At 69.8% G+C, this 20065-nt stretch carries 16 protein-coding genes; 8 read left to right on the top strand and 8 right to left on the bottom strand.

Annotation, left to right across the window (positions count from 1 at the left end; genetic code table 11):
* Positions 1-4: 4 nt before the first annotated feature.
* From ABT006_RS11620 to ABT006_RS11610, 3 genes are all read right to left on the bottom strand, one after another.
* Positions 5-451, bottom strand: coding sequence for a DUF4188 domain-containing protein (locus tag ABT006_RS11620; RefSeq protein WP_350705369.1), 447 nt, complete (start codon positions 449-451; stop codon positions 5-7).
* A complete protein-coding gene (locus ABT006_RS11615; protein ID WP_350705681.1) occupies positions 448-1986 on the bottom strand; it encodes a phenylacetate--CoA ligase family protein in 1539 nt (512 codons plus the stop codon). Before ABT006_RS11615 ends, ABT006_RS11620 begins: the two co-directional genes overlap by 4 nt.
* A gap of 304 nt (positions 1987-2290) precedes the next feature.
* On the bottom strand, positions 2291-3124 hold the full coding sequence (locus tag ABT006_RS11610; RefSeq protein ID WP_350705367.1) for a hypothetical protein: 834 nt from the start codon (positions 3122-3124) through the stop codon (positions 2291-2293).
* Between the two features lie 68 nt (positions 3125-3192).
* Here ABT006_RS11610 and ABT006_RS11605 point away from each other — a divergent pair, with 68 nt between their 5' ends.
* Together ABT006_RS11605 and ABT006_RS11600 are read left to right on the top strand one after the other, a co-directional pair.
* Positions 3193-3465, top strand: coding sequence for a hypothetical protein (locus ABT006_RS11605; protein ID WP_350705699.1), 273 nt, complete (start codon positions 3193-3195; stop codon positions 3463-3465).
* On the top strand, positions 3402-3614 hold the full coding sequence (locus tag ABT006_RS11600; RefSeq protein ID WP_350705365.1) for a GNAT family N-acetyltransferase: 213 nt from the start codon (positions 3402-3404) through the stop codon (positions 3612-3614). The genes ABT006_RS11605 and ABT006_RS11600 overlap by 64 nt, the downstream gene beginning before the upstream one ends.
* Before the next feature lie 145 nt (positions 3615-3759).
* Here the strand turns inward: ABT006_RS11600 and ABT006_RS11595 are convergent, their stop codons facing one another.
* A complete protein-coding gene (locus ABT006_RS11595) occupies positions 3760-4686 on the bottom strand; it encodes a DMT family transporter (protein ID WP_350705363.1) in 927 nt (308 codons plus the stop codon).
* Between the two features lie 404 nt (positions 4687-5090).
* Between ABT006_RS11595 and ABT006_RS11590 the strand changes: the two genes are divergently transcribed.
* The 5 genes from ABT006_RS11590 to ABT006_RS11570 all read left to right on the top strand — a co-directional run bounded on the left by ABT006_RS11590 (position 5091) and on the right by ABT006_RS11570 (position 15515).
* A complete protein-coding gene (locus ABT006_RS11590; protein ID WP_350705361.1) occupies positions 5091-5615 on the top strand; it encodes a hypothetical protein in 525 nt (174 codons plus the stop codon).
* 100 nt (positions 5616-5715) lie between these two features.
* Entirely contained in the window at positions 5716-6105 is a 390-nt protein-coding gene (locus tag ABT006_RS11585; protein WP_350705359.1) for a hypothetical protein, read from the top strand.
* Between the two features lie 429 nt (positions 6106-6534).
* Positions 6535-9432, top strand: a complete 2898-nt coding sequence (locus tag ABT006_RS11580) for a helix-turn-helix transcriptional regulator (protein WP_350705357.1) — start codon at positions 6535-6537, stop codon at positions 9430-9432.
* A 417-nt stretch (positions 9433-9849) separates the two neighbouring features.
* On the top strand, positions 9850-13038 hold the full coding sequence (locus ABT006_RS11575) for a S8 family serine peptidase (RefSeq protein ID WP_350705355.1): 3189 nt from the start codon (positions 9850-9852) through the stop codon (positions 13036-13038).
* 44 nt (positions 13039-13082) lie between these two features.
* Entirely contained in the window at positions 13083-15515 is a 2433-nt protein-coding gene (locus ABT006_RS11570) for a hypothetical protein (RefSeq protein ID WP_350705353.1), read from the top strand.
* Between the two features lie 161 nt (positions 15516-15676).
* Here ABT006_RS11570 and ABT006_RS11565 read toward each other — a convergent pair whose 3' ends face one another.
* The 4 genes from ABT006_RS11565 to ABT006_RS11550 all read right to left on the bottom strand — a co-directional run bounded on the left by ABT006_RS11565 (position 15677) and on the right by ABT006_RS11550 (position 19197).
* Entirely contained in the window at positions 15677-16501 is an 825-nt protein-coding gene (locus ABT006_RS11565; protein WP_350705351.1) for an SAM-dependent methyltransferase, read from the bottom strand.
* A gap of 117 nt (positions 16502-16618) precedes the next feature.
* On the bottom strand, positions 16619-17596 hold the full coding sequence (locus tag ABT006_RS11560) for an ATP-binding protein (protein WP_350705349.1): 978 nt from the start codon (positions 17594-17596) through the stop codon (positions 16619-16621).
* A 139-nt stretch (positions 17597-17735) separates the two neighbouring features.
* Positions 17736-18815, bottom strand: a complete 1080-nt coding sequence (locus tag ABT006_RS11555; RefSeq protein WP_350705347.1) for an LLM class flavin-dependent oxidoreductase — start codon at positions 18813-18815, stop codon at positions 17736-17738.
* Entirely contained in the window at positions 18805-19197 is a 393-nt protein-coding gene (locus ABT006_RS11550; protein ID WP_350705345.1) for an SCO5389 family protein, read from the bottom strand. Before ABT006_RS11550 ends, ABT006_RS11555 begins: the two co-directional genes overlap by 11 nt.
* Positions 19198-19411: 214 nt before the next feature.
* Between ABT006_RS11550 and ABT006_RS11545 the strand changes: the two genes are divergently transcribed.
* A complete protein-coding gene (locus ABT006_RS11545) occupies positions 19412-20020 on the top strand; it encodes a hypothetical protein (protein ID WP_350705343.1) in 609 nt (202 codons plus the stop codon).
* Positions 20021-20065: the final 45 nt, after the last annotated feature.

Below are 20065 nucleotides of genomic sequence, written 5' to 3'. Positions count from 1 at the left end.
ACTCTCATGCGCGGTGCACCGGCGGGCCGGCCGTCTCGGTGGACAGCGGGGTGAACGTCTGGATGTGCGCCATGCCGTCGGCCTCGGCACGCCAGACGCCGTTGGTGTAGCCCTCGGGCTCGGCGTTGTACAGCCGGATGTAGCCGCCGGTCGCGTTCTGCGTGCCGTGGTCGGTCACCCAGCACATGAGGTCGCGGTGGTGGCGGCTGCGCGCGAACTTCAGCAGCGCGTCGCGGTCGCTGAAGAACGCGATGGTGCCGAGCGTGAACGGAAACTGGTAGTACACGGTATGCCACCGGTATCCGTTCATCCGTTTCATCTGCTTGACCATCTTGAACCAGGTGCGGGTGAGGGTGAGGATCGAGCGCGGCCCACGGTATCGGGTGGCGCCGACGAACATGGCGGTCGCTTGACCAACCGGCGGCGCGGCGGAAAAGTCGGAGGTCCTCACGTCGTCGCACCCTTCACCAGGTACACGTTCTTGATCTTGGAGGTTGCGCCGGCGAACGGGCCGGTGCCGTAGTCATGAACCCGTACCCGCAGGTCGGCTGCGGACGGGTCCTCGACGAGGGACTCGGCGAAGTCCCGGCTGACCTCGGCGAGGTAGCGCAGCACCCCGCCGCGGCAGGTTTCGACGAGGGCCAGCCGCTCGTCGGGGCCGAGCGCGAGATCCTCGCGCAGCTGCAGGTTGATGACCGGCCGGCTCTCCAGGTCCGCATGCTCCTCCAGCTCCAGGCAGAAGCTGTGCAGCAGGTGAGCGAGGGGATTGCCGGCGTAGAGCCCGTACTCGACGTCCTGGGGGTAGATGTTGGCACCCATGTAGGAGACCGTGCTGTCCTTGCGGCCGAACAGGAACAGCAGCGGCAGTTGCATCCGGTCGGTCCGTCCGGCGCGTTCGGCGTCCGAACGCGCGGCCGGGTCCCCGATCGCGGCCAGCACATCCGGGTACGCGATCAGCCGGCCCTCGTCGCCGATGTTGTAGCGGACCTTCGGGTTGAGCACCGCCGTCGAGTTGATCGTGCAGAGCACCTCGTGGTCGGCGTTGGTCTCCAGATACGTCTCGAGCGGGTTGTACTGGAAGATCATTGGCAGTCGGTGCTCGTCGGGGCCGAGCAGGGCGGTCCGCAGGGCGACGTCGGTGCGTAGCCGGCGGCGGACCCAGACGGTGAAGTCGGTCTCCCCGGCGATACCGATGGTGAGGTCGCTGGCGCCGTAGCCGGAGCGTACCTTGAGGAAGCGCTCCTCCAGATAGTCACGCAGCGCCTCGGTCATCCCCTCCCCGCCGACCAGACCGCTGATGCGGTACTCCCCCCATGGGAAGCCCTCGGCGTCGAGCTTGTCACGCAGATGCTTGAGGAACGGCGGGTACGCGGTGACGATGTACTCGAACCCGGGCCCGAAGTACCGCAGCGTGTCCGCGATCTTCTGCAGGTCCGGGCCCGTGTTCTTCACCATCGCGATCTTGGACATGGCGATGCCGGTGTTGGTGCCCGTGGCCCAGGCGCCCATGGAGTAAGCGTTGATGACGAACCGCCGTTTCGACGGAAACACCATGGTCGCGTAGCCGGCCAGGTTCTTGTGGACCGAGCGCAGTTCGCGGCGGCTGCGGATCCAGTTGAACGGCTGACCGGACGATCCCGAGGACTCGTCGACGACGCTGCCGGCGATCTCGATCTCACCGTGCCAGCAGCGCTGGGCCTCCGGGTATGCCTTCACGTACGACTGCTTGTCTGTCGGCGGGTACGACGACAGGTCGAACCAGCGAAACCGCCATTGGTTGCGGCGCAGGAAGTCGCCGTACGCGGGCACGTCGATCGCGGCGAACTGACAGGTCATCCACGCGTGCAGCCGAGCGAAGCGACCCATGTACGGACGGTAGTTCCGCGCCATGAGCCGCCACACCGCCGGATGAATCTGGTGCAGCGTGTAGAGCCAGGTCAATGCGAAGCTCGTGAACCGCAGCGTCCCCTGGCGCAGGAAGGTCATCACCACGCGTCCACGATAGGAGTCTCCGCAAGTCCCTCACCTGGTCACGGATACTCAACCGCCCTGGGCACCCCAACTCAACGACCTCCTGCCAGGCCCGTCAGCTCGGCCTGCCAGGCCCCACCCACCCGGTCGCGTCTACGTGGCCGTGACAGACATGGTCGGCTCCGCCGGGACGGCCATGACTGGCCCCACCATGAGATCGACCATACTCATGGTGACACCCTCCGTTACGCAGAAAGTGCAGTGGCTACAGTCCCGGGTTGCGAACGCTCGCTTCGCGGTGCCAGGTGCGGATATCTGATCAAGGAATCTGCAGGACGGGCCGCACCGGAGTCTCCCCGGTGAGGCCGCCGTCGTAGAGGGCCTCCGCCAGGTCTGGGTCGCGATAGGCGGTGGCGAGGGTGAGCCAGGTCAGAAAGCTGCCGTAGCCACCGCACAGTGCCGCGCCGCCGTCCCCGCCGCACAGGACCGCTGGGTCGGTGGTGAACTCGGCCCGGTACGGGTCGTCTCCGATGACCAGGCCGAACAGGTTCGGTTCTTGGATGAGGGGTACGTCGCCGTATGGTTCGCCCTCGGGATACTCGTCGCCCCAGCGGAACAGGGTGGTGGCCCCGGCTGCGCAGGCGTACTCCCATTCGTCGGGAGTCGGCGGCCGCAGGCCGCGGCGGTCGAGTCCGGCCATCAGCCAGGCGTGGTCGTACTCCTCGTCGCTGTCGTCGAGGTCGGCCTCGTCGTCGGCTGCCAGCAGCGCGTCGGTTTCCTCGGAGCGAACCGCGACGAGCCGGGCTGGTAGAAACACGTGGCGCGGCGGCGAGGTGGCCTCCGCTATGAAACGGTCGAGCGGGCTGGTGAGGTCGTACTGTGCGGTGGCCGTAGTGAAGTCGGTGAGCTGCCGGGCGCTGGGAACGAAGCGGTCGGCGTCATGGCCGAGCTGTACGGTGCCGCCTGGCACCAAGGCGTAGCGGATGCCGTCGCGATCGAAAAATGCGACCCGCCCGGTCCGGCCAGCGTACGCATGCGGACCTATGCCGGCGAGACGGACCTCGGTGCTACGCGCGATGGCAGCGGCGGTACGGCCGGCGGCCTCGTCGGACAGGTCCAACCAAGCAGACAACGTGAGATCGACGTGCGACACGTGGGCATTATGCCGGTAGGCCACCTGCCGATCTCGCGGCCTACGTCCGTATGCGTTGCGATCCGGTCATGATGACGGAACTCGGCGGCCGACAGCCGCGTGAACGCATTCCAGGTCAGCTCCAGCGTGACCTTGAAACGGTTTCCGAGGGCAGTGCCTGGATCAAGATGGTCATTCCCGATGACTCGGTGCAGGTGGCGGGAACGGTGACGCTATACGTCCACGACGGCATCTCCGAGATCGGCTGGATGGTCCTACCGGAGTTCGGGGCAGAGGCTTGGCGAGTGAAGCCGTTCGTGTCGTACTTGGCCTTGCCCGAGCGGACGGCCGTTGGGGACTGATCCACGCGTTTCCGAGCAGGACGAACGCAGCATCTAACGCAGTCTGCCGCTCGGCCGGCTTCTCGCTTGCCGGCGAGGAGGAAACGACCTTCGCCGGGCGCACGTTCCAAACCAACCATTGGGTGGTCGATTCGTCTGCCCCCGCCTGACCGGCCAGCCCGGCAGTTCCCGCAGAAGTTGGTGCACAGTCTGTCCAGAACGGCGTGGCGGCTCCGTCTCAGAGATGGATGCGGTCACCGTGGCCGCAAAGGCAAGGGAGACCCCGCCTGACGATCCAGCGGATGGACAATCGCTTCAGGCCGGGATGGGATGTTTCTCGGTGGAGCGGAGAGCGGCGACTGCGATGAGGATCAGGGCTCCTCCCAGAAGGGCGGGCCAGGGCAGGCGCTCGCCGAGAAGAGCGGCGGCGAGCAGGGCCGCGGATACCGGTTCGAGCAGTGTCGCCACGGTTGCCACGGAACCGGAGGTGGTGCGCAGGCCGGCGTAGAGCAGGCCGTAGGCCAAGGCCATGGTGGCGATGCCGAGGTAGGCCAGCAGGCCCAGAGACGCTGCGCTCGTCCCGATCAGGGGGTCGTTACCCATTGCGGCGACCAGCAGGAAAGGAGCGAGCGCGACGGCGCCGACGGTTGTGGTGCAGGTGGTCAACGCCACGGGATCGGTTCGCTGCGCGATGGTGTGTCCCAGAACCGTCGTCGCCGCGTATGTCGCCCCGGCGGTCACGGCAAGAAGGAGACCAAGGTACGGCGAGTCACCCGGCCCTGCTGATCCGTGGCCCGCCGTCGCGCTGATGAGTACGAGCCCGGTCAGCGCGGCGGCCAGCACCCCTGCCTCCCGAGCTGAGGGCCGGGTGCGGGCATGCAGATGTTCCCAGACCGCGGCCAGGATCGGAGCAAGGCCCAAGGAGACCACGGTGGCCACGCTGACCCCGACCATCAGCACCGAGACGAAGTAGAGGCCCTGGTAGGCGGCGGTGCCGCAGCCCACCAGCACGGCCATACCCGGGTGATCGCGCACCGTTGTTCGCACCACTGAGGCGCGGCGTGTCACGACGGCGAACCCGATCAGCGCGACCGCCGCGAGCAGCATCCTCCAAGCGCTGACGGTCATCGCACCGAGTCCGTCACGTTCGTGGAGCACGGTGACCGCCAGGCCACCGGTTCCCCACAGCACTCCGGCGGCGCAGACCTGAAGCAGGCCTGTCCGGGATCCTCGTTGCGTCATGGTCGGTCGTCCTCGGACAGGACAGCCTCGGCGGCGGGGTCTTGCCATGAGATGTGAACGCCTTTGAACCGCACTGGCCGATTGACGGCGGACCGAGCCCGTCTGGTGGCGACCCGACGCGCCGGCAGCATGCAGTCGGATACTGCCGCCGGCTGGTCCGGCGCGAGCCAGAAGGGCTCTCCGCCATTGTGACGGTCGCCCGTGGGCACCTCGTCCAAAGCCATTCCGCCAGGTTAGGCGAGGCTTCGCCCAGACTGCCGCGAGACCGTACGCCGACACAAGGAACACGTCGAGAAGCTGCTGGCAGGGCACCTCGAACAACTACTACCCAGACGCGCCTGCGGCACGCCCGGACCATCGCAGCGCGCCCCAGCGATGTCTCTGCCTTCGGCTATCGTCGTCAGGTGCCCGCTGCTCGCACCGCCATGGCCGCCCTTGTCGCCCTCACGGTCGTCGACGTCTTCCACACCATCGTCGCCCTCGCAGTGTACGAGCACCGGATCGGCGTAGTGACCCACGACGGGTCCGGCGCGGTGGACATGCTTGACACCGTCGTGCCGCTTCGTGAGCTGTCGTCGGCGATGTTCTGGCTGCTGCTTCTCACGCTGCTTGCCGCCGGCGTCGGCGTCGCCAACTGGTTCGTCCGGACCCGGCGCACCAGGTTACCGGTCGCCCCCACAGCGCCGGTGGCCCGGTGGTGGATGAGCGCCATCGTCGCCGTACCCCTCAACCTGATCGCAGCCGTGCAGTTCCTGTCCGCCACCGCGAACGGGGGTGAGTACATGCGCACCGTCCAGGCAGAGACCACCCTGCTGCTGGTCGCCGCATCCGTGGCACTCGTGATCACCACGGCCGCCGGTATCCAGGTCGTTCGGCGCACCGCAGCACACCAGCAGCACACTGCCGGTGCCGCAGCCACAACGGCGTAGTCGTCCAGTCGTCCGGGCGGGACCGGTGCTGCCGGTGCGGCGGCACGCCAGACAGCCGCTCATCGCGATGGCCACTTGACCCTGCCCGCATAATGCCGGGATGAGTGGCGATCGCGTGATGTTGGACGGCTCGCGGCCTTTCCAGGAACGCGTCCGGCACCTCCGCGATGCCTGGGTCCGGGACCGACGCGGTCGTGCTTTCCTGGTCACCGGCACGGCGTTCTTCGCGGTGTACTGCTGGAGCCTGAACTACAAGATCAGCGACCCGGCGGCTCCGGCGTACGATGCCGAGCTGGCCGAGTTCGTCGCCGCCTCGTACGAACTCAATGGCGGGTCCGTCGGCTGGAACGCCATGCTCTCCCGCCGCGAGATCTGTTCCACCTGCCATGACCGATACCGACTGGAAAACCTCGGGATCTGCACCGGCTGCATGCGACACACCTGCTACGGCTGCGGCGATCATGAATGCTGCGCCGGCGAGCTGCTTTGATCGCGAGGCTGCCGGTCAAGCGACGCGCTCCCATCGGCTGCTCAGCGTGCACGTCGGCCTTGGTGGGATCGACGGCTGTTCGGCGTTCCTCAGTGGACTCCAGCATCCCCCCATGCACCGGCCCTGGCCGATCGCCCTGCTCCGAGCAGGAGACCGTACGGCGGCGCGGCGCCTCGTCCGCTGAATACGCCGTACCGATCGCCGGCCGGCTGCGGCAGAATGCCAGGCAGGCGGCTCCGGCGGCGCAGGCCGGGCGGACAGCTCCGGCCGCCCCCAGCCGCCCGATCCCTCGGGGAGGACGACCATGCCGCACCATCGCCACTCCGCCCGCCGGCAGGTCCCCGGGAGCTCGGGTCCCCCGTGCCGGGCGGCCCGACGGCCGCGCGCCTAGCTCCGGTACGCCAGGCGCTGACGGGTGAGCGTGATCCGGTGACGGGGAACTCGGTCGTGCGGCGTGGGCCGGTACCTGTCCAGCAGCGGATCTCCTCCCCCAGGCTCATCGGGCGCGCCCGGGAGCTCGATCTGCTGGTGTCGACCCTGGCGACGCCGCCCGCCGCCGTGGTGTTGGAGGGAGAGGCGGGAGCCGGCAAGACCCGGCTGATCACCGAGGTACGAGCCCGGCCTGAGCTTGCGGGGCTGAGGTTCGTGCTCGGGGCGAGCCGGCGGATCCGCGAGCCGTTCCCGTTGGGCCCCATCATCGACGCGGTCCGCGGGCTCGGCACGGAGCTGGCGGAAACCCGGCTGTCGCCGCTGGCCGGCGCGCTCCGGCCGTTGCTGCCCGAGCTCGCCGAGGCACTGCCACCGGCGCCCGACCCACTGGACGACCCGGCTGCCGAGCGCCATCGGGTGTTCCGTGCGCTGGCGGAGGTGCTGGGGTCGGTGGGGCCGGTGGTGCTGGTCCTGGAGGACCTGCACTGGGCCGACGAGCAGACCCTCGACTTCACGAGCTACCTGCTGGGTGATCTGCCAGCACAGCTGTCGGTACTCCTGACGTTCCGCAGCGAGGAGGCGGCCCCGGGCGTACGGGCGTTGACGGCACGGTTGCCGGCGTCGACGAGGCACGCGCAGGTCGTGCTGGCCCCGCTGGACGCGGGGCAGACCGGTGCGCTGGCTGCGGCCATCCTCGGGCTGGCCCGGGTCTCCGAGGAGTTCGCCGACTACCTGTGCGAGTGGGCCTCCGGGCTGCCGTTCGCGATCGAGGAGCTGCTGGCGTTGCTGCAGGCGAACGGCCAACTGGTCCGCCGGAACGGCGGCTGGGCACGCCGCGAGCTGGGTGAGCTCAACGTGCCCACCGGAGTCCGTGACCAGGTGCTCGAACGCGTGGCGCACCTGTCCGACGAGGCCAGAGCGGTTGTCGAGGCGGCGGCCGTGTTGCACACGTCCGTACCGATGTCGGTGGTGGTGGCGACCTGCCGGATACCGGCGGCGCGGGCGTTGCCGGGCCTGGAGGAGGCGCTGGAGTCGGGCCTGCTCGTCGAGCATGGCGAGTTGGTGGGGTTCCGGCACGTGCTGGCCGCGCAGGCGGTGGAGGGGGCGTTGCCCGGCCCGCGCCGGCAGCAGCTGCACGGCCGGGCGGCGGCCGCGCTCGGCGCGCTCGATCCGGTACCGCTGGGGCAGCGGGCACACCACCTTCGCCACGCCCGCCTGCTGGACGAGTGGGTACGCGCGGCCGAGCAGGCGGCGGACCAGGCGGCGGCGCTGCGGCACGACGCGGAGGCGGTCCGGCTGCTCGAAGACGTCGTACGCCATGGGCCGCTGTCCTCGCAGGAGCGTGCGCGGCTGGCGGTGAAGCTGGGCTGGGCCGCTCTTGAAATGGTGCGTACGCACGAGGTCGTCGACCTGCTCTGGGCGGTGCTCAACGAGAACGGGGCGCCGGCGATGCAGGGGGAGCTGCGTTTCCTGCTGGCCTCGGCGCTCAACGTGGCTGGCGAGGATCCATCGATGCAGCGCACGTTGTTCGCCACCGCCATCGAACAGCTGCCGCGCCGGCCAGACCTGCGGGTGCGAGCGACGGTCGCGGTCGGGTTGCTGACCGCGTCCATCGGCACGGTCACCCGGGGTCGAGGCTGGCTCTACCGCGCGCTGGAGCTCCTCGCGGAGGTCCACGACCCGATGGTCGGGGTGTTCGTGCTGGGCAAGGTCGGAATGGGGCTGGTGACCCTCGGCGACCCCCGCTGGCGACAGGTGCTCGACCGCATCGAAGCGGCCACCGGGAGCTCACCCCAGTCGCTGGCCGAGGTCAACGCGTACTTTTCGGTCGGCACCCAGTGTTGCTACTTCGGGCACCACGAGGTCGGGCAGCGGCTGCTGACGACTGCCCTGACGGGAGCGGTCAGGTGCGGCAGCCGCCGGCTGGAGCTGCTCACCCGGTCGGCGCTGGTCCTGCTGCACTATCTCCGGGGCACCTGGGACGCGCTGACCGACGGCACCGACGCCCTGCTCGACGCCCTGTCCGACTACCCGCTCGGCCGGATCGAAGCCGAGCTGGCGCTGGGTGGCCTGGCCCTCGGTCACGGCCACCTCGACGACGCCCGACACCGGCTCGCCAGTGCCCGGCAACTGGCCGAGGATCTGGGCCTGGTGGAGTCGCTGGCGTTCCCGGCGAGTGGTTTGGCCCGCATCGCGCTAGCCCGGGGGGACGTCGACGCCGCGTTGACCGCGACGCAACGATGTCTCACGGTGTTGACCGGCAAGGAGGCGTGGGCGGCCGCGGCGCCGGTGCTACCGTCCGCCACGGAGGCACTGGTCGCCGCGGGCCAGCTGACCGACGCCGACGTCCTGCTGACCGACTACGAACACCGGCTGGGTGACCTGGACGTCTCCATCGCCCCGGCCGCTCTCCAACACGCCCGGGGCCTGCTGGAGACGGCTGCCGGCAACCCGTCACGGGCGGCCCGCCACCTCGTCGAGGCGGCTCACCACTACGACCGGCTGCCCTACCCCTACCAGGCGGCCCAGGCACGGGAGCAGGCGGCGTTGGCGCTGCTCGGTGCGGGTGACCAGGAGGCCGGTGCCGCCGAGCTGTCGGCGGCCCTGGCCACGTATCAGCGCCTGGGCGCCACCTGGGACCACGCCCGCGCGATCGGCGCGGCTCGGCAACGGGGCCTGTCGCTGCCCGGTCGCCGCCGGACCGGGCGGCCCAGCTACGGCAACGAGCTGTCACCGCGGGAGCGGGAGGTGGCCGAGTTGGCCGCCGCGGGTCGCACGAACAAGGAGATCGCCGCAGAGCTGTTCCTCTCCGTATACACCGTCGAGCAGCACATCACGTCCGTCCTGCGGAAGCTGCACATCCGTTCCCGAGCGGCCATCGCGAGCCGGTTGAGCTGAGTGGCAAGCCGTTAGTTGCCGGGTTTCCGGGATTGTTCCCCGTGCTGCCTCGCGGCCAGGCTGCTGCCATGCATCATCCTGAGCCCGACGAGACCCCTGGACCGTCCGGATCTCCCAACGAACCAGCGTCACCTGCCGGTGCGGTACGGCCGGCTGCGGGCGCACCGCCGAGCCCGGCCGAGGACGAGAACGCACCGGCGGGCGAGACGGCGGAGGGGACCCGGCACGAGGGCGGATGGCGGTCGGTATGAGCCCTTCCGCCGCTACGGACTCAGGCCCGACAAGGGACAGCGGGCGAGACCGCACCGCGCGAGGACAGAGGAGAGTTCCTTGAAAGGATTGGCGACGGGTTCCCCGACGCTCGTGAGCGCCCCTCGGCGGCGAAGGCTCCGACTGGGTGCCGTCCTGGTCACGGCCATGCTGCTCGTCCTGGGGATGCCAGGAACGGCGGTAGCCGCACCCACCCGGACGGCATCTGTCGAGCCGGCGCTGCACACCACACTTGCCGCGGACGGTACCGCCACCTTCTGGGTGTATCTGCGGGACCGGGCCGACCTCTCCGGAGCGGCCAGGATCACTGATCGGGCCGCGCAGGGCCGGTTCGTGTACGACAGGCTGACCGGCACCGCCAGGGCCAGCCAGGCTGGTCTGGTGGCGATGCTGAAGGCCGCGGGAGCGAGCCACCAGCCGTACTGGATCGCCAACACGGTCCGGGTGACCGGCGACGCGGCGCTGCTGAAGCGGATCGCCGCCCGCCCAGAGGTCACCCAGATCACCGCCGACCAGACCTACCAGATCCCCACGCCGGAAGCAGCCGGCGAGGAATCGCAGATCATGGCCGTCGAGTGGAACATCAGCCGGGTCAACGCCCCCCAGGTGTGGCAGCAGTACGCGGTGACCGGTGAGGACATCGTGATCGGCAGCATCGACACCGGGGTGCGGTACAACCACCCGGCGCTGGTCAAGCAGTACCGGGGCAACCTGGGCAACGGCACGTTCGACCACAACTACAACTGGTGGGACCCGTCGAGCGTGTGCGGCGCCCCGTCGTTGGTGCCGTGCGACAACAACAACCACGGCACCCACACCGTGGGCACCATGGTCGGCAACGACGGCGGGGCCAACCAGATCGGGGTGGCGCCCGGGGCGAAGTGGATGGCCGCGAAGGGCTGCGAGTCCAACTCCTGCACGTCCTCCGCGCTGCTGTCCAGCGGGCAGTTCATGCTCGCCCCCACCGACCTGCGTGGAAAGAACCCGAACCCCGCGCTCCGCCCGCACATCATCAACAACTCCTGGGGTGGCGGCGCCACCACCTCCCCCTGGTACCAGCCCACCGTCCAGGCCTGGGTGGCGGCCGGGATCTTCCCCCAGTTCTCCAGCGGCAACCCGGGGTCGACGTGTGGACAGGCGGGCAACCCCGGCAACCTGCCCGAGGCGTACGCGGCCGGTGCGTTCGACGTCAACGGCGCCCTGTACGTCAACTCCGGCCGCGGCCCCTCGGCTTGGGGCGCAGACCAGGTGAAACCGAACATCGCCGCCCCGGGTGTCGCGGTGCGCTCGTCATTCGCAAATGGCGGTTACGGCGCGCTCACCGGCACGTCGATGGCTTCCCCGCACGTGGCGGGGGTGGTCGCGCTGCTCTGGTCCGCCGCGCCCGCGTTGGAGCGCGACATCGCGGCCACCCGGGCCATCCTGGACGGCTCCGCCGTGGACACCGCGGATCTCACCTGCGGCGGTACCAGCGGCAACAACAACGTGTGGGGCCAGGGCAAGCTGGACGCCCTCGCCGCCGTCACCCAGGCGCCGCGTCCGGCGAAGGGGCAGCTAACCGGCACGGTGCTCGCCGCCCCCACCAACACGCCGATCGCCGGTGCCACCATCACCATCGCCGGCTCGGTGAACCGGACCCGTACCACGGGGCCGGACGGCCGGTACGCGATCACCCTGCCCGCCGGCAGCTACACCGTGACCGCCTCGGCGTTCGGGTACCAGGCGGCGAGCGGCCCGGCGACCGTCGTCGAGGGCGGCACCGCCGCGGACTTCGCCCTGGTACCCCTGGACGGACGACGACTGAGCGTGGCGCCCCGCTCGCTGGACTTCGGCGTGACGAAGATCGGCGACACGGCCGGGCCGTTGACGGCGACGCTGACCGGCACCGGCACCGAACCGGTGACGGTCAGCGCGATCACCGGGCCGGGCGGCGGGTTCGCGCAGTCCGGCGGCACGTGTGGCGCGCTACCGGTCACGCTCTCGCACCTGCAGAGCTGCACCGTGGCGTACACGTTCACGCCCACCGTCGAAGAGCCGGCGACGGCGCCGGTGACCGTGACCAGCGACGCGGTCGACGGTCCGCACGCGATCACGCTGGAGGGCGTCGCCATCCGGGTCCCGCAGCGGGTCGACGCCGCGACGCTGGCGGCCGGTGAGAACGTACTCTTCTCCGGGTTGGTCGATCCCGCCGGCCGGTACGTGTACTTCGGTACGCAGACGTCCCCGGGTCGGGTGGTGAAGGTCGACCTGGGCACCTTCCAGCGGGTGGGTGCGATCACGCTGGCCGAGGGCGAGAACTACCTCAACTCGGCGGTGATCGACCCGGCCGGCAGGTACGCCTACCTCGGCACCGGCACCGCACCCGGCCGCATCGTGAAGATCGACCTGGCCACCTTCCAGCGGGTCGGCACGATCACGCTGGACAGCGGCGAGAACTACCTGCGGTCGGCGGTGATCGACCCGGCGGGGGCATACGCCTACTTCGGCACCGGCACCGCGCCGGGACGGGTGGTCAAGATCGACCTGAACACCTTCCAGCGGGTGGACGCGGCCACGCTGAGCAGCGGCGTGGACAACCTGCGCTCCGCCGTGATCGATCCGGCGGGTGGGTACGCCTACTTCGGCACCGGCACCGCGCCCGGGCTCGTGGTGAAGGTCGACCTGACGACGATGGCTGAGGTCGGGGTGATCGCGATGGTGAGCGAGAGTCTCTTCTACTCGGCGGTGATCGATCCGGCGGGCAGGTACGCCTACTTCGGCACCGGCACGTCACCGGGACGCATCGTGAAGATCGACCTGGCCGGCTTCCAGCGGGTCGAGGCGATCGAACTCGCGACCGGCGAGAACTCGCTGCTGACGGCGGCGATCGACCCGGCCGGTCGGTACGCCTACTTCGGCACCGGCACCGCACCCGGCGGGGTCGTGAAGATCGAGCTCGGCGGCTTCCAGCGGGTCGGTGCGGCCACGCTGGCCGACGGCGAGAACTCGCTGCTGTCCGCGGTGATCGACCCGCAGGGGGGCTTCGTCTATCTCGGCACGTTGAGCTCGCCGGGTCGGGTGGTGAAGGTGAAGGTCGACTCGGCGATCCAGCTCAGCGCCGCAACACATCGGGTGCGGGGGAACGCCTTCGTGAATCTGGCCTGGGACGGCGCCACCTCGACCAACGTCGACGTCTTCCGCGACGGCACGCTGGTCGCCACGGTGCCCAACAACGGCACGTACGCCGACGCCGTCGACGGCTCAGGCGCCGTCACGTACACCTACCGGGTGTGCCACGCCGGCACCCTGAAGTGCTCGAACAAGAGCACCGTGCGGTTCGCAGGCCAGCAGGGATGACCCGTCACATCGGCGCCCACCCCCAACGAAGGAGACAACGAGTCATGAGTACGAGTCGACTGCGACGTGCTCTGGGTGCCCTGCTGGCGCTCGGCCTCACCGGCGGCACGGTGCTGGCAGCCAGCACGGCCGCCGCCGATACGGCAGCCAGCGACAACCAGTGGACGGACAGCTCGGGTCTGACCGCGGACGCGCACGGACACCACCCGGACGGCGTTGCCGTGACGCCCACGGCGGGCGAGACCGCTTCCGCGGTGACGTCCACGGCGGCGGCCTGGTCGCTGCTCGGGCCGCCCGGTGGCGACATCTACGACACCGCCGTGTCCACTGCCGATCCGAAAATCGTGCTGGCCGGCTACGCACCGGGCGGGGGATTCAACGGAGGTCTGTACCGCTCCGGCGATGGCGGCGCCACCTGGTCCGAGGCGCCGGCGCTGCGCGGCAGGAGCGTCTTCGCCATCGAGTTCACCGCTGGCGGAACGGCCTACGTCGGCACCCAGGACGGCGTGTGGCGCAGCAACGACGGTGGCCTGACCTGGGTCGCCGGCAACCTCAACATCGGCCTCAACGACCAGGTCCTGAGCGTCGCGGTCGACCCCGTCAACCCGTCGGTGCTGTGGGCCGGGATCGCCAGCGGCCTGGGGGCCCAGAAGGTCAACCTGATGCGGTCAGCCGACGGCGGCGTGACCTGGACCAACCGGACCCCGGCGATGGGTGCCGCGCTGTCCGGCAGGGCGATCGCGATCGACCCGAACGACCCGAACACGGTGATCGTCGCGTTCGACGCCGGCCAGGTGTGGGTCACCCGGGACAGCGGGGTCACCTGGACGAAACGCTCCGCCGGCCTTCCCAACAGCCCGTTGTTCGACATCGGGTACGACGGAACGCGACTGCTGGTCGGTGGCGGCCAGCTCTTCTCGAACCAGTACCTCGGCCTCTACCAGTCGACCGACCTCGGTGTGACCTGGACCCCACTGCACAACAGCAGCTGGCCGACTCCGGTGGTCCACGGCATCGCCGTGGATCCGCACGACCGGGACACGATCCTGGTGACCACGGCCGGTACCGGTGTCCACCGCACCACCAACGGCGGCGCGACCTGGGAGATCAGCGTCGGCGGTACCGACACCCTGACCGGGCGGTCGATCCGCTTCGCCCCCGGCAACTCGCGGCAGGTCATCCTCGGCACCGACACGCAGGCCGTCTTCCGCTCCACCGACGGCGGCACGTCGTTCGCCCAGTCGTCGAACGGCATCGCCGAGATCGACCTCCGCTCCATCCACGTCAACCCGCGTGACCCGAACGAGATGGCGATCGCCTTCCAGGGACAGAACACCGGCGGTGTCTACTCCACCATCGACGGCGGCGCCACCTGGAAGCGGGAGCCGGTGCCGCCGACCCGGTACGGCGCCGTCCGATTCGCCCCGGACGGCACGCTCCACGCCCTCTCCAACGGCCCCACGACAGTGGCCCAGGAGGGGCTCTACCGGCGCGGAGGTGACGGGAGCTGGACCGTACTCGGCCCCGACCAGGGGGCCTACTACGAGTCTGACCTCACGACGATCCGGTTCAGCCGCACCAACCCGGACCTGATCGTCCTCGCCGGCGCCGACTTCGGGTACGCCGGCACCGAAGCCACGATCTGGCGCACGCTGGACCGCGGCCAGACCTGGGCCAAGGTCCACGAGGGACCGTCCGGCCAGGCGGCACTCGACGTCGAGATCGTGGACAACACCGACCAGGAAATGATCGCGTCGATCAACGACCGGAGCGGCGCCTACGCCAGCAGTATTCTGCGCTCGGAGGACGGCGGCACGTCGTGGTTCACGTCGATGATCGGCCTGTCCGGAAGGTACATGAACCCATACCTGTGCGCGTCGTCCCACAACCCGCACGTCGTCTACCTGGCGGCCTGGACGACCTCCAGTTCCACTGGCGTATACCGCAGCCTGGACGGCGGCGTCACGTGGGAATCCACCGGCTGGACGAGCAACGCCGCTGTTGCCGACCTGGCCTGTGACCCGGCCGACGGACGGACGCTGTACGTGTCGCTGAACACCGACCCCCGGGTCGTCCGCTCCACGGACGCCGGCACCACGTTCTCCCCGTTCGACAGCGGCATCCAAGGGGTGCGGCAACCTCGGACGCTGACCTTCGCCGGCGCGTCCCGCCTGCTGCTGGCGACCGCGAAGGGAAGCTACGCGACCAACCTCGACCGCGACACCATCACCGTCGGCACCTCGGTACGCCGGGACAGGGGCCAACTCCTGGTGGATCTGACCTGGCAGGGGGCAACCTCCGTCGACGTCGACATCTACCGCGACGGCACACTCGTCGGCACGGTGCCGAACGATGGCGCCCACACCGATCCCATCGACGTCCAAGGCCGCGGCACCGCTACGTACCAGGTGTGCCGGGCGGACAGTTCGATCTGCTCAGCCAAGACGACGGTGGCGTACGGCGGGCCACCGGCCTGAGCCGGCCGGGCCGCGAACAACCGCGTGGTGATGGCCCGCACGGGCCATCACCACGCGGGGCGGCCATCACGTACCGGGGAGCGTTTCGACCTGCGGCCCAATCATGAACAGGGAAGGCAGCGAGGGGAACGCCTGACAGCCGAGGTGACCGACGTTGAAGGTCAGGGCTTGCGGGCGACGCCGGCCCAATAGTAGGCCGCGTGCGGGTCGTCCGAGCCGGCGTCATCGGGCCGCCACGCCATGACGGGCACGATGCCCGGCTCGATCAACTCCCACCCGTCGAAGAACCGCTCCACCTCGGCGCGGGTGCGCGGCACCAGCGTCATGTGGCCCTGATTGGCGGCGGCCACCGCCGCGCCCATCTCCGAGGGGTTGAAGTCCTGGGTCGGGTGGGTGATGGCCAGGTAGCTGCCGGAGGGCAAGGCCCGCATGATGGTACGCAGCTTCTCCCCCGGCTCGTCCTCGTCGCGCAACAGCATGAGCACCGCGATGAGCGTGAGTGCCACGGGCCGGCTCAGGTCCAGCGTGTCGGTGAGGCGGTCGGCGAGGATCGTCTCCGGCCGGCGCAGGTCGGCGTGGATGTACTCACTGCGCCCCTCCTCGCTGCTAATCATCAGCGCCCGGGCGTGCGCCAGCACGATCGGATCGTTGTCTACGTACACCACCCGGGTCTCGGGCGCCAGCGCCTGGGCGACCTCGTGCAGGTTCGGCCGGGTGGGGATGCCGGTGCCGATGTCGAGAAACTGGCGGATTCCGGCCTCGGTCACCAGGTAGCGGGCCACCCGGTGGACGAACCGCCGGTTCTCGGCGGCCATCATCCGCAGGTTGGGGATCGCCTCGATCAACGCGCCGCCCACCGCCCGGTCGACGGCGAAATTGTCCTTTCCCCCGAGCCACCAATCGTAGACCCGGGCCGAGTGCGGTACGGAGACGTCCACACCGGTGGGCGGAATCTCCTCAGTACGGCTTCCGGCGTGACGCGTCACGGTCGACTCCCTCGAAGAGGCCGGGATGGACGTGCGTAGCCTAGAGGACGCCCATCCGCCCCGCGATCCGGTCCTGTTCGGAGGGTGAGCGCGCTTCCGCCGGTCAGGCCGCGAGAGTTAGGAGATGACAGCGATTGGTGCGCTGAGCGCCTGCGGCCCCATCCGGAATTCGGGATCGATCTGCGTGGTCAGGTCGACACCAGCGCGGTTGTTGGCCCAGGCCGCGGCGTTGCGCCGGTGGAACTCGTGGGCCCAACGGGTGAAAGCCGCCCAGTCCTGGAGCGTGCCGTCAACAGTGTCGCTCACGTGTCCGAGCACGGCCCGGTTGGCTGCCTCCAGCTCGTCCAGCGGCCTGACCGTGCCGCGTTCGGCGCGGCGGACGTACGCGGAGCGGCTCACCCAGGTCAGCAGGTCGGCACCGACGTGTTCGCGTAGGAACTCCACATCCGTGGTGTCCTCCACCTTGTTGCCGATCACGGACAGGGCGACGCCGTAGTCGCGGGCGTAGCCGGCGTACTGGCGGTAGACGCTGACGCTGCGCACGGTCGGTTCGCAGATCAGGAAGGTGCGGTCGAAGCGGGTGAACAGCCCCGAGGCGAAGGAGTCGGCGCCGGCGGTCATGTCCACCACCACGTACTCGCCGGGCCCGTCGAGCATGTGGTTGAGCAACAGCTCGACGGCGCCGACCTTCGAGTGGTAGCAGGCCACGCCGAGGTCGTCGGCGGTGAACTCGCCGGTCACCGCCATGCGCACCCCACCGACGGTGCGGACGCAGGCATGGTAGATCGGGTTGTCCTCCACCACTCGCAGCAGCCGAGAGCCGGAGCCTGGAGGAGTCGTCTTCACCATCTCGGCGGCGGAGGCGATGCGGGGATTGTCGCCGCGAAGGTATTCCTTGATCGCGGGTAGGTGCTCGCCCAGCGGGGTCATCGTCATGGCGACGTGGGCGGGTTCGCCGAGGGCCACCGCGAGGTGCTGGTTGATGTCGGCGTCGATGGCCAGCACGGGCCGTCCCTCCGCCCCGAGGTGGCGGGCGTACAGCGCGGCGAGCGTGGTCTTTCCGCTGCCGCCCTTGCCGACGAACGCAACCTTCATCGCTCCTGCCCCTCGCAGAGGCTAACGAAAATCGTTATCATGAGCGATACTGTAGTCGCTCGCGCCGGCGTCCGGAGGTCCACTCGCCGAGCCCGGGCACTATCACGATGAAGCGGGAGATATCGGCGCCGCGCGCGCGTCACGCCCCCTCGGCGGGCTGCGCTCCTCGGGCAGATGTCCGGGCGGGCAGGTCGAGGACATCAGCGGCCAGACGGGCGATCGTCTTCAGAGTGTGGTCACGCCCTCCCGCCGCCTCCACCATGAACAGCAGGTGCCGCACGCCGGGTAGGGCGGCGGCCAGGGTGAGCGCCTCCCGGCATCGGCGGGGGGAGCCCACCGGATGGATGTCGATCAGGCGCTCCACGTAGGCGTTCAGGTCCCGTTGCCCCGCGGGGGCGCCGTCCAGACGGACGTACTCCCGGGTTCCGGCCAGCAATGCGGGAAGGCCGGCGCGCACGGCCTGCGCTGCCTGTTCGTCGCCGTCCTCGACGTGGGCCAGGTGGGCGCTGGCGTGGGCGACGGCGTCGGGGTCGTGGCCGTGGGCGGCGGCCTCCCGCGCGTAGCGGTCGAGCAGATTCCGCTTCTCGGCCAGGTCGGCGTGCAGGCCGAGCAGGAGCGGCAGGCCGTGCCGTGCGGCCAACTCAACGGTGGTGGGCGAGGTCGCGGCGATCCAGACGGTCATCCGACGGCGGGGGCGGGGCACCACCGGCACCGGCCGGAACGGGAACCGCAGGTTGCCGCCCACCGTCGGCTCCCCCGACAGCCACCGCGTCAGGATCTCCAACGAATCGCCGAAACCGTTGTCGAACCGGTCCGGACCGATGCCGAAGACCTCGAGGTCCACCCAGGGGCCTCCCCTACCGACGCCCAACCGGAACCGGCCGCCGGACAGTTCGTCGAGCAGCACCGCTTCCTCGCCGAGGGCGACCGGGTGGCGGTTCGACAGGATGCAGGCCGCGGTGCCGACGTCGATGGTGCGGGTGGCGCCCAGCAGGTGCGCGGCGAAGGTGATCGCCGAGGGGCACACGCCGTAGGAGATGAAGTGGTGCTCGGCGATCCAGACGCCGTCGTATCCGGCGGCCTCCGCCGCGCGACCGTAGTGATGGGCGTCGGTGAGGGCTTGGGCGTGGGTGCCGCCGAGTCGGTGCCCGGCGAGCAGAAACAGGTGCGTGCGTACGCCCCGTCCTGCCCGCCGGGTCACGATCGGGTCAGCAGTCACGCAGCTCGGGTGACTGGTTGAGCAGTTGGCCGCGGGTGGAGATGAAGCGGCGGTAGGTGTCGGAGTCGACGGCGGACGGGCGGAACGCCGCCACGCGGTGGCAGTTCTGGAAGGCGAGCTTGACGCCGAAGTGGCGTTCCAGGCTGGACCTGATGGCATCGCTGGCCAGGGCGCGCAGCAGTTGGCCCCGCTCCGCCTCACTCGGCGGAGGAACGACGTTGTCGGCGAACTCGGCTTCGGACGACTTCAGATCCGCCGCCACCTGGCTGACGGTTTGCCAGGCGTAGGGCAGCGAGTCGCGTACGCAGGCCACGAACGCCTCGTCGTCCACGGGTCCTGACTCGGCGGCCTGCAGCAGGCTCGGCGGCACGGTGAGAGACATGCTCCTCCTCAGACACGTTAACGGTCATGATTGTCGTTACCGTTGCAGAGTGAGCACATCATGTCACCGTCCGCGACGTCAACCACCCGGCGGCAGGGCCAGGGCAGCGAGTCGCGGCGGCTCCCCGGTTCCTCGGGTGGGCCGCGTGACCGAGCGGGAGGCTGGCGAGTTGAGCCACGGATGACCCCTGGTCGACCCACGGACGGTGAGGTGCATGGACGACGGAGAACGCGAGCAGGCGCTGCTCACCGCCCTGACCACCGAGCATTTCGTGCTTCAGACCTCGCGCAGCGCGACCGTCACCGAGTCGGTGGGCCGGGCGACCGTCTTCCTGTCGATGCTCTCCGCCGCGCTGATCGGGCTCGGTTTCGTCGCCAGCAACGCCGCGCTCGTCCGGCCGTACCTCGGGGCGGTGCTGCCGACGCTGGTGATCACCGGGCTGCTCACATTTCTGCGGCTGGTGCAGAACATGGTGGAGAACGAGCTGGATCTCGCGCGGATCCAGCGAATCCGGGCGTACTACCATCGCCGGCTGGCCGGCGAGCACGACTTCTTCGCCGACGCGGTGCAGGGCGAGGGCATCATGCGGGCGACCTGGGCGGCGGTCGGTAGCGCGCCCCGCCGGGCGCAGCTGCTGCTGACTACGGCGGCGATGGTGGGCGCGGTGAACGCGTTGCTGGTGGGGCTCGCGGTCACGCTGCTGGCCGGGCTCGCGGGGCTGTCGACCGGGCTCGCGATCGGCGTCGGCACCGCGTTGGCTCTGCTGGCCTTCGCCGCCCAGGTCGCCTACATCAACCGTGAGTCGATCTCACAGCCCGGGTAGGGGTTACCCGGGCTGTGGCACCCACCTGCGGTGGCCTCGAACCGC

Origin of the sequence: Micromonospora sp. NPDC002717, from assembly GCF_040295705.1 — a bacterium.
Taxonomy (GTDB): Bacteria; Actinomycetota; Actinomycetes; order Mycobacteriales; family Micromonosporaceae; genus Micromonospora.
This window is presented reverse-complemented; position numbering and strand designations above follow the sequence as displayed.

Coding starts and splice junctions, on each gene's coding strand:
- ABT006_RS11615 (WP_350705681.1), bottom strand. CDS start 1,986: ATGACCTTCCTGCGCCAGGGGACGCTGCGGTTCACGAGCTTCGCATTG.
- ABT006_RS11585 (WP_350705359.1), top strand. CDS start 5,716: ATGAGTGGCGATCGCGTGATGTTGGACGGCTCGCGGCCTTTCCAGGAA.
- ABT006_RS11605 (WP_350705699.1), top strand. CDS start 3,193: ATGATGACGGAACTCGGCGGCCGACAGCCGCGTGAACGCATTCCAGGT.
- ABT006_RS11575 (WP_350705355.1), top strand. CDS start 9,850: ATGCTGCTCGTCCTGGGGATGCCAGGAACGGCGGTAGCCGCACCCACC.
- ABT006_RS11550 (WP_350705345.1), bottom strand. CDS start 19,197: ATGTCTCTCACCGTGCCGCCGAGCCTGCTGCAGGCCGCCGAGTCAGGA.
- ABT006_RS11595 (WP_350705363.1), bottom strand. CDS start 4,686: ATGACGCAACGAGGATCCCGGACAGGCCTGCTTCAGGTCTGCGCCGCC.
- ABT006_RS11545 (WP_350705343.1), top strand. CDS start 19,412: ATGGACGACGGAGAACGCGAGCAGGCGCTGCTCACCGCCCTGACCACC.
- ABT006_RS11570 (WP_350705353.1), top strand. CDS start 13,083: ATGAGTACGAGTCGACTGCGACGTGCTCTGGGTGCCCTGCTGGCGCTC.
- ABT006_RS11560 (WP_350705349.1), bottom strand. CDS start 17,596: ATGAAGGTTGCGTTCGTCGGCAAGGGCGGCAGCGGAAAGACCACGCTC.